A 9020-nucleotide genomic window follows, 5' to 3' on the forward strand; every position below is an offset into this window, starting at 1 on the left:
CTTTCCAGACCAAATATTCTGGAAGATGGTCTTCTTTCCCTCTGCTTCAAGCGTTCATGCGCTTTGTGGCATCTTCCAGAATGAGGTCCGCGCCGCGCGCGGCCAGCATCATCACAGGCGCATTGGTGTTGCCTGAGGTTATGCTTGGAAACGAGGACGCGTCGACCACCCTAAGGCCTGCCACACCATGCACCCGCAGTCGAGAATCCAGAACTGAATCCTGTTCCGATGTCCCCATGCGACATGTACAGCTTGGATGAAATATAGTTCCGGCGTTGGTGCGGAAATTCTCTAACATCTGGTCGTCATTCATCCGCGTAACATCTGGTTCTATCCTGGTCCGCGTAACACTGCGGATCGCCTCAGTGTGCGCCAGTTTCTGTAACACCCGACCCGCTTTGATAGCCATGTCGCAGTCATGGTTTGTGGAGAGAGAGTTCGGTTGGATGGCGGGTGAATCCATGGGATCTGCCGAACGGATGTTGATCTCCCCTCTGCTTGTCGGCCTGCAGGGCTGGGCGCACAGAAGAAAGCCTGCTTCGGTATCAACGCCCGGCTGTCCTTTGGTGTCGGTCTTATAGGACATCGGATTGCAATAGATTTGCATATCAGCAAATTCGGCGGTTTCGTCCGAACGCACAAAGCCGCTGACCTGGTTGACGGGGACGCTGAGTGGCCCGCTGCGGGTCAACAGATAACGAATACCGGACAACATCTGTCCCAACCGATTGCCAAGCGTATTATTCAATGTCGGCTCGGTCGCATGAAAGAATTGGGATATGCCAAGATGATCCTGCAATCCCTGTCCAACCTGCGACAGGTTTTGGCGCACTTTGATGCCGTGCCTTTTCAACAGGTTCGCAGGCCCGATCCCCGAAAGCTGCAAGAGCTGTGGCGAATTTACGGCTCCGGCAGACAGGATGACTTCACGGATCGCGAAGGACGTGACCACCTGACCCCCAACGTGATAGCGGACACCGGTGGCTTTGCCCTGATCCAGAATGACGTTCTGCACCAGAGCATTGGATACCACCCGCAGATTGCTGCGTTTCAGGGCAGGGCGCAGGAACGCGGCTGCTGATGACCAGCGGCGGCCGTTTTTGACAGTACTGCGCAGCCTCATCATTCCTTCGGCGTCCTGACCGTTCAGATTGTCAGAAATATGCCAGCCCATCTGCCGTGAGGCCTCCAGAAAGTGGCGCGAAAACGGGTGCATGCCCTCACTGACATCGCTGACCACGAGAGGGCCGCCCTCGGAGGAAGGTGTTTGGCCTCTTTCGACATGGGTCTCGATCGCCTCATAGGTCTGGCGTACTGTTTCCCAGTTCCAACCCTCTGCGCCTGCCTTGGCCCAGTCATCAAAATCATGCGAGAGGCCTCGCAAATATGCCATGGCGTTGATCGAGCTTGATCCGCCAATAACCCGCCCGCGCGGCCAATAGGCCTGACGGTTGTTCAACCCTGGATCAGCCTGGGCAGAGTAACACCAGTTCACCTTGGGATCGTTGAAGGTTTTGCCGTATCCCAGCGGTACATTGATCCAGAAACGGCGATCGGTTCCACCGGCTTCTATCAGCAATACTTTATGGCTGCCACACGCGCTCAGCTTGTTTGCCAGCACGCAGCCGGCAGATCCGGCGCCCACGATGATATAGTCGAAGGTCTGCGTCATCTCGAACCGTTCTGGGTAATTGGCCCCATGATTTGCACGCAATGATTGTCAATACAAACAATGTATATTATCCATTAGGCATAATTTTCATTGAAGGTAAGAAATGGCGAAACTGCCCCATGTCACCTGGTTGCGGGCTTTTGAAGTTGCCGCGCGTCACAACAGTTTCTCTGCGGCAGCAGAAGAACTGGGGCTGACATCAGCCGCCATCAGTCAGCAGATACGGTTGTTAGAGAAGCATCTAAACGTATCCCTGTTCGAACGCTTGCCGCGCGGGGTTGCCCTGACCGAAATCGGGCGGGCCTATGCGATGCCGGTTCAAAAGACGTTCTCCGAGTTAAGAGACGCAACCAGCGGCCTTTTCACCAATTCCCGCAGGCGGGTGGTCAAAATACGGGCCTCCATCTCATGTGCGGGGCTGGTAATCGCACCAAGACTGGCTGAGTTTGAAGACCTGCACCCCGACATCAAAGTGGACCTCTCCACCTTCGTCTGGGCGAACCGGTTTGGAGAGGAAGAAAGCGATATTGATATCCGGTTTGGCTATGGTGACTGGGATGACGGGATCGTCTCGCATCTGGGCCATGAATGTGCGGTGCCGGTCTGCCATCCCGATTATGCGGCATCTTTTGGCGCAGATCTGAGCATTCAAAATCTGGCTCAGGGCCGGGTCGTAACAATCAAAGGGTCCGAGAATGACTGGATGAGATTGTCCGATCAATACACGCTCAATTTGGGCGCGCCCTCCAGAACGCTTCGAATGGATTCGTCACTTTTGGCTTTGCAGGCCGTCACGGCGGGGCAGGGCGCGGCCATGGTATTAGAGAGCTTTGCCCATGAGTACATTAAGCAGGGTTTGCTGGTGGCACCCTTTGATTACCGTCTACCCATTCAGCCTTCGCACTATCTGGTTAAACGCAAAGGCGCTGAAGACCGTATCGAGGTACAGGTTTTCGCAAGTTGGGTGACGTCACTCTATTAGCGGGCTATTCCAGCGATACCCAAAGCACACGGGCATCTTCGGTACTGGTTGAAATACAGCCGTGCCCCATTCCACTGTCATAATAGAGCGAGTCCCCGGCTTTCATCGGCAGCGGACGGTAGTGTTCCGACACAAAAGTCAGCTCTCCGCTGAGGACAAACATGAACTCTTCTCCAGAATGGCGAATCCAGTTATCAAATTCGGAAATGTCGCGCGCCTTGATTGTCGCGATATAGGGCAGCATCCGTTTGCTGGTCAGCTCTGAACACAGCAACTCATGGATATATGTGGAGGTGTCCTTGATCTCACCGTCGCCCTTGGGCGTATAATCGCGACGGCCTGATATACCCGATTGACCGGACTGTAGAAACAGCTGCGGTGTACTGAGGTCAAGCGCCTGTGTGAGCCGCCGAACAATATCAAAGCTGGGCTTTGTCTGGTTGTTTTCGATTTTTGACAGGGTTGATCGACCGATCCCGGCAGCACGACCGGCTTCTTCCAATGTCCAGCCTTTTGCACGGCGCGCGTCGCGGATCGAGCGGCCCAGAGCCATACCCTCGTCCTGATCGTCCATTCCGGAAACATCCGTTAAATTCTCTTCTGCCACGTGAAATCCCCCTGTTTTATCGATGCTTGCATAATTTCCAATCAAAATCAAATTCACCATTGTAAGAAAAATGTTGCCTTAAGGATGAAAATTCCACTATAGGAAACAAAGTTTCGCAATTTGGATTCGGAACCGTGGGAGGAGACCATGTTTAAAACGTCGCTGGCTGAGGCCGATCCGGTAATCTCTGCGTCGATTTCCCGTGAGGGTGGCCGTCAGGCGGATCAGATCGAACTGATCGCATCTGAAAACATCGTCTCGCAGGCGGTGATTGATGCGCAGGGGTCTGTGCTGACCAACAAATACGCCGAAGGGTATCCCGGTCGCCGGTATTACGGTGGCTGCGAATATGTCGACGAGGTCGAATCCGAAGCTATCGAGCGGTTGAAGAAACTGTTTGGGTGCGAATACGCAAACGTACAACCTCATTCCGGTGCTCAGGCGAATGGAGCGGTCAAGCTGGCGCTGCTTAGCCCCGGTGACACGATACTGGGAATGTCGCTGGATGCTGGCGGGCACCTGACCCACGGCGCGAAACCCGCGCAATCGGGCAAATGGTTCCGTCCGGTGCAATACGGTCTGAACGATGCCGGGCTGATTGATTATGATCAGGTCGAGGCATTGGCAGAAGCTGAGAAGCCCAAGTTGATCATCGCGGGCGCATCGGCCTATTCGCAGAAAATCGACTTTGCGCGCTTTCGGGCAATCGCTGACAAGGTTGGGGCCTGGCTGCTGGCAGATATGGCGCATATCGCGGGGCTGGTGGCGACTGGGCTGCATCCGTCGCCTATTGGCCACGCTCATGTGGTAACGTCGACCACTCATAAGACCCTACGTGGACCACGCGGTGGGATCATCCTGACCAATGATGAAACACTCGCCAAAAAGATCAACTCGGCTGTGTTTCCGGGTCTGCAGGGTGGCCCGCTGATGCATGTGATCGCGGGCAAGGCCGTAGCCTTTGGTGAAGCTTTGAAGCCTGAGTTCAAAACCTACATGCAGCGCGTAGTCGACAGCGCGGCGGCTTTGGCGAATGTGATGATGGCGCGAGGCTGTGACATCGTTTCTGGCGGAACCGAGAACCATCTGATGTTGGTCGATCTGCGCCCCATCGGCGTGACCGGCAAAGATGCCGAAGCCGCGCTTGAGCGTGCAGGTTTTACTTGCAACAAAAACAGTGTTCCCGGCGATCCGCAAAAGCCAACGATTACCAGTGGTATTCGTCTGGGCACCGCTGCCGGATGCAGCCGTGGATTTGGCCCCGAAGAGTTTACGACGATCGGTCATCTGATTGGCAACGTGCTGGACGCTTTGGCTCAGTCTTCTGACGGGGATGCGACCGTCGAAAAAGAAACTCGTGAAAAAGTCCGCGCCCTGTGCGCGAGCCATCCGATCTATTGAGGTTAAATCATGAGCACCTATGACCTGATCGTTATTGGCGGTGGCCCCGGCGGATATGTAGCGGCCATTCGTGCCGCTCAGCTGGGCATGAATGTCGCTTGCGTCGAGGGGCGGGGTGCTCTTGGCGGGACCTGTCTGAATGTGGGGTGCATACCCTCCAAAGCGTTGCTGACCTCCTCGGCCAAATATGCCGAGATCAGCCATCTCTCCTCCCATGGCATTGAGGTCGAGGGGGCCAGCATCGACATCGGCGCGATGATGGGGCGCAAGGACAAGATCGTTGGTGACCTGACCAAAGGGATCGGATTCCTGTTCAAAAAGAACGGTATCGACCTGATCGAAGGTTGGGCCAGTATTCCGGCTGCAGGGCAAGTTCAGGTCGGCGACACGATCCATGAGGCAAAGAACATCCTGATCGCCACCGGGTCCGAGCCCATCTCGCTGCCGGGGATTGAGATTGACGAGCAAGATATCCTCAGCTCGACCGGGGCGATTGCGCTGGACACCGTGCCGGATCATCTGGTGGTGATCGGTGCCGGTGTCATCGGATTGGAACTGGGTCAGGTCTGGGCGCGTCTGGGTGCCAAAGTCACGGTGGTTGAATATCTCGACCGTGCTCTGCCCGGCATTGATGGAGAGATCGCCAAGCTGGCACAGCGCGCCCTGTCAAAGCGCGGGCTGAAATTCCAACTGGGCAGGGCGCTGAAATCGGTCGGGAAAACCGACGCCGGCCTGTCCCTAATCGTGGACCGAGTTGGCAAGGACAAGGAAGAAGTGATCGAGGCCGACAAGGTCCTGATCGCTGTAGGCCGCCGCCCTGTGACGCGCGGACTGGGGTTGGAAGATCTGGGCGTTGCCATCAACCAACGCGGTTTTATCGAGGTCGATGGAGCGTTCCAGACCTCGGTGCCCGGTATCTATGCGATTGGCGATTGTGTGCCAGGGCCAATGCTGGCGCATAAGGCCGAAGAAGATGGCGCCGCCTGTGTTGAAATACTGGCCGGTCAGGCCGGGCATGTGGATTACAACACCGTTCCGGGCGTGGTTTACACCGACCCCGAGGTCGCCTCGGTCGGTTTGACCGAGGAGGCGCTGAAAGAGGCTGGCACTGACTACGCGGTCGGCAAGTTCGCCTTCATGGCAAATTCGCGCGCGCGCTCGACCGGCGAAACCGACGGTGCGGTCAAGGTGCTGGCCGATCCCAGCGGCAAGATCCTCGGCGCGCATATCTGCGGCGCGCATGGCGGCGATCTGATTGCCGAGCTGGTTCTGGCCATGACGAAAGGCGCAACAGTTGCTGAAGTTGCCGCAACCTGTCATGCGCACCCTGCCATGGGCGAGGCGGTCAAAGAGGCCTGCCTTGACGCCCTGGGCCGTGCGATTCACGCTTAACGAGGATCAGCCAGATGACCATCCAGCTTCGCCCTCGTCACCCGGAAAAAGCCAAAAAGGCTGACAGTGTCATTCCGCGTAAACCGAAATGGATTCGGAAGAAACGGGTTGAAAGCGCAGAGTATTACGAAACCCGCCGCCTGATGCGTGACCATAATCTGGCTACCGTTTGCGAAGAGGCTGCTTGCCCAAATATCGGCGAATGCTGGTCCAAGCGCCACGCCACCATGATGATCATGGGCGAGGTCTGTACCCGCGGCTGTTCCTTCTGCAACGTTGCCACTGGCCGCCCCGACGCTCTGGACCAGTTCGAACCCGGCCGTGTGGCCGTTGCGGTGAAAAAGCTGGGCCTGCGTCATGTCGTGATCACCTCGGTTGACCGGGATGATCTGGCTGATGGCGGCGCTGAACATATTGCCCAAACCATCCGTGCTGTGCGCCACCAGAATCCCGGCACAACGGTAGAAGTTCTGACCCCCGACTTTCTGGGCAAAGGGGACGCGGCCGATCTGGTATTTGCGGCCGCCCCCGACGTATTCAATCACAATCTCGAAACGGTTCCGCATCTGTATCCCACGGTGCGTCCGGGCGCGCGGTATTACACTTCGCTGCGTCTGTTGGACGATGCCAAGCGCGCCAACCCCGAGATCTTTACCAAATCCGGCTTGATGGTTGGCCTGGGCGAGAGCCTGAATGACGTGCGTCAGGTCATGGACGATCTGCGCGCGGCTCAGGTCGATTTTCTGACAGTGGGGCAATATCTGCAGCCGACCGCAAAACATCACCCGATTGACCGGTTCTGGACACCGGAAGAATTCGCCCAGCTTGAGCAGATCGCACGCTCAAAGGGCTTTCTGCACGTGTCAGCCACGCCGCTGACCCGTTCGTCGTTCCACGCGGACGAAGACTTTGCCGCCCTCAAGCAAGCTCGCCAAAGGGCGATTGCTGCCGGGGCATAATCCAAACGCGCTAGGGAGGAATACCATGGAAGCGTTAAATTCAATCGTAGGGGCCATCAATGGCGTCGTGTGGGGGCCGCTGATGCTGGTCCTCATTCTTGGCGTTGGCTTCTTCCTGCAGGTGGGGCTGAAATTCATGCCGATCCTGCGTATCGGCACGGGCTTTAAGCTGCTGTTCGCCGGTCGAGAAAGTCAGGGCGATGGGCAGATCAGCCCGTTCAACGCACTGATGACGTCGCTGTCGGCGACCATTGGTACGGGTAACATCGCCGGTGTTGCTACTGCTGTCTTCCTGGGCGGTCCGGGCGCTTTGTTCTGGATGTGGATGACCGCCCTGGTGGGCATGGCCACCAAATATGCCGAGGCTGTTCTGGCGGTGAAATACCGTGAGAAGGACGAGCTGGGCAACTTTGTCGGTGGTCCGATGTACTACATCAAGAACGGTCTGGGTGCGAAATGGGCCTGGCTGGGTGTTGCATTTGCCCTGTTCGGCGCAGTTGCAGCCTTTGGTATCGGCAACGGTGTGCAAGCCAATGGTGTTGCACAGGTTCTCGAAGCCAATTTCGGCCTGAATACCTCGGTCACCGGTGTGGTGCTGATGGTTCTGACCGCCGCTGTAATCTTGGGTGGTATCACGCGTATCGGTGCCGTTGCCGGTAAACTGGTTCCGTTCATGGCGATTGCCTATATCATCGCGGGTCTGCTGGTTCTGTTGATCAATATCGGTGAAATCGGCAATGCTGTGTCGTTGGTCTTCACCTACGCCTTCACACCCTCGGCCGCCGAAGGTGGCTTTGCGGGCGCCGCCGTTTGGGCCGCCATTCGCTTTGGTGTGGCACGCGGTGTCTTTTCGAACGAAGCCGGTCTGGGTTCCGCCCCGATCGCGCACGCAGCAGCCGAAACCAAAGGTCCGGTAAACCAGGGCCTGATCGCGATGCTGGGAACGTTCATCGACACTATCATCGTCTGCTCGATCACCGGTTTGGCAATCATCGCCTCGGGTGCGTGGACCACGGGTGAATCCGGTGCCGCGTTGACTTCGGCCGCCTTCGAAATGTCGTTGCCGGGCATTGGTGGCTACTTGATCGCCATTGCGCTGTCGATCTTTGCCTTTACCACCATCCTCGGTTGGTCGTTCTATGGCGAAAAATGCGTCGAGTTCCTGTTGGGTGTGAAATCTTTGGTGCCATACCGCGTCTTGTGGATTATCATGATCTACTTTGGTGCAACCGCGGATCTGGGTTTCATCTGGCTGCTGGCTGACACGCTGAACGCCATGATGGCCATCCCGAACCTGATCGCCCTGGCCTTGCTGAGCCCCATCGTCTTCAAACTGACGAAAGAGTTCTTTGCCTCCGGTGGCAAGTCTGAAGAGCCGGGTGGCACGCCTGCCGAATAAACCGGGCACTGAAAACCTACGGGGGGCCATTCCGGCCCCCCGACTTGAAACAGAATTCCTATCTCGAGGAGAGGCGTGATGGCCACGAAAATCCTGCTGCCGATTGATCACTCTGACGACCGTTCCTGGAAACAGGCATTGCCGGTCGCATTGGAACAGGCGAAATTCTACGGTGCCGAACTGCACGCGGTCGCCGTCATCCCCGAGATCATCCAGCTTCCGAACCTGCCTGCCAATTATGGCGCGGGCGCCAGAGAACATGTGCGCAACGCGGTTCAGACCATTTTGGACAATGGTGGCGCTGCGGGCGTAGCTGTCCATGTCCAAGAGGGCAGCGTCTACCGCGAAATTCTGAAGTTCGCTCACAAAGAGAGCTTCGACATGATCGTCATGGCGTCGACCAAGGGCGATTTCCCGAATTATGAAATTGGTCCGAACCTGGCACGCGTGGTGCGCAATGCGCATTGCACCGTCATGGTTGTTCGTGACCAGTCCCGCTGATCGAAAGGTACCTGAAATGACGGATATTAAGCGCACGCCTTTGTATGGTTTGCATGTTGAGTTGGGTGGGAAGTTGGTTGATTTTGCGGGCTGGGAGATGCCTGTTC

General features: G+C 56.7%; 8 protein-coding genes. 6 read left to right on the top strand and 2 right to left on the bottom strand.

Annotated elements, in window-relative coordinates:
• Positions 1 to 46: 46 nt before the first annotated feature.
• Positions 47 to 1672: a GMC family oxidoreductase gene (locus AC2FLB_RS20065; protein ID WP_496704110.1), complete on the bottom strand. Its 1626-nt coding sequence runs from the start codon at positions 1670 to 1672 to the stop codon at positions 47 to 49.
• A gap of 103 nt (positions 1673 to 1775) precedes the next feature.
• Between AC2FLB_RS20065 and AC2FLB_RS20070 the strand changes: the two genes are divergently transcribed.
• Positions 1776 to 2654: a LysR substrate-binding domain-containing protein gene (locus AC2FLB_RS20070; protein ID WP_496709940.1), complete on the top strand. Its 879-nt coding sequence runs from the start codon at positions 1776 to 1778 to the stop codon at positions 2652 to 2654.
• A gap of 4 nt (positions 2655 to 2658) precedes the next feature.
• On the opposite strand, the gene AC2FLB_RS20075 is transcribed toward AC2FLB_RS20070, so the two are convergent.
• Positions 2659 to 3228 (bottom strand): helix-turn-helix domain-containing protein, encoded by a 570-nt coding sequence (locus AC2FLB_RS20075; RefSeq protein ID WP_282022285.1) that lies wholly within the window; start codon positions 3226 to 3228, stop codon positions 2659 to 2661.
• Positions 3229 to 3408: 180 nt separating this feature from the next.
• On the opposite strand from AC2FLB_RS20075, the gene glyA reads away from it, so the two are divergent.
• The 5 genes from glyA (at position 3409) to AC2FLB_RS20100 (ending at position 8913) form a co-directional block, all read left to right on the top strand.
• A complete protein-coding gene (gene glyA, locus AC2FLB_RS20080) occupies positions 3409 to 4662 on the top strand; it encodes a serine hydroxymethyltransferase (protein ID WP_496709941.1) in 1254 nt (417 codons plus the stop codon).
• Between the two features lie 9 nt (positions 4663 to 4671).
• Positions 4672 to 6054 carry a dihydrolipoyl dehydrogenase gene (lpdA, locus tag AC2FLB_RS20085; RefSeq protein WP_496709942.1) on the top strand — a complete coding sequence of 461 codons (1383 nt, stop codon included), beginning with the start codon at positions 4672 to 4674 and terminating at the stop codon, positions 6052 to 6054.
• 14 nt (positions 6055 to 6068) lie between these two features.
• Entirely contained in the window at positions 6069 to 7013 is a 945-nt protein-coding gene (gene lipA, locus AC2FLB_RS20090) for a lipoyl synthase (RefSeq protein ID WP_496709943.1), read from the top strand.
• A gap of 25 nt (positions 7014 to 7038) precedes the next feature.
• Positions 7039 to 8412, top strand: coding sequence for an alanine/glycine:cation symporter family protein (locus AC2FLB_RS20095; protein ID WP_282022286.1), 1374 nt, complete (start codon positions 7039 to 7041; stop codon positions 8410 to 8412).
• A gap of 78 nt (positions 8413 to 8490) precedes the next feature.
• Entirely contained in the window at positions 8491 to 8913 is a 423-nt protein-coding gene (locus tag AC2FLB_RS20100) for a universal stress protein (RefSeq protein WP_282022287.1), read from the top strand.
• Positions 8914 to 9020 lie beyond the last annotated feature (107 nt).

The sequence above is a fragment of the Ruegeria sp. CDSA236 genome (assembly GCF_059611285.1).

Coding starts and splice junctions, on each gene's coding strand:
- glyA (WP_496709941.1), top strand. CDS start 3,409: ATGTTTAAAACGTCGCTGGCTGAGGCCGATCCGGTAATCTCTGCGTCG.
- AC2FLB_RS20070 (WP_496709940.1), top strand. CDS start 1,776: ATGGCGAAACTGCCCCATGTCACCTGGTTGCGGGCTTTTGAAGTTGCC.
- lpdA (WP_496709942.1), top strand. CDS start 4,672: ATGAGCACCTATGACCTGATCGTTATTGGCGGTGGCCCCGGCGGATAT.
- AC2FLB_RS20075 (WP_282022285.1), bottom strand. CDS start 3,228: ATGGACGATCAGGACGAGGGTATGGCTCTGGGCCGCTCGATCCGCGAC.
- lipA (WP_496709943.1), top strand. CDS start 6,069: ATGACCATCCAGCTTCGCCCTCGTCACCCGGAAAAAGCCAAAAAGGCT.
- AC2FLB_RS20100 (WP_282022287.1), top strand. CDS start 8,491: ATGGCCACGAAAATCCTGCTGCCGATTGATCACTCTGACGACCGTTCC.
- AC2FLB_RS20095 (WP_282022286.1), top strand. CDS start 7,039: ATGGAAGCGTTAAATTCAATCGTAGGGGCCATCAATGGCGTCGTGTGG.
- AC2FLB_RS20065 (WP_496704110.1), bottom strand. CDS start 1,672: ATGACGCAGACCTTCGACTATATCATCGTGGGCGCCGGATCTGCCGGC.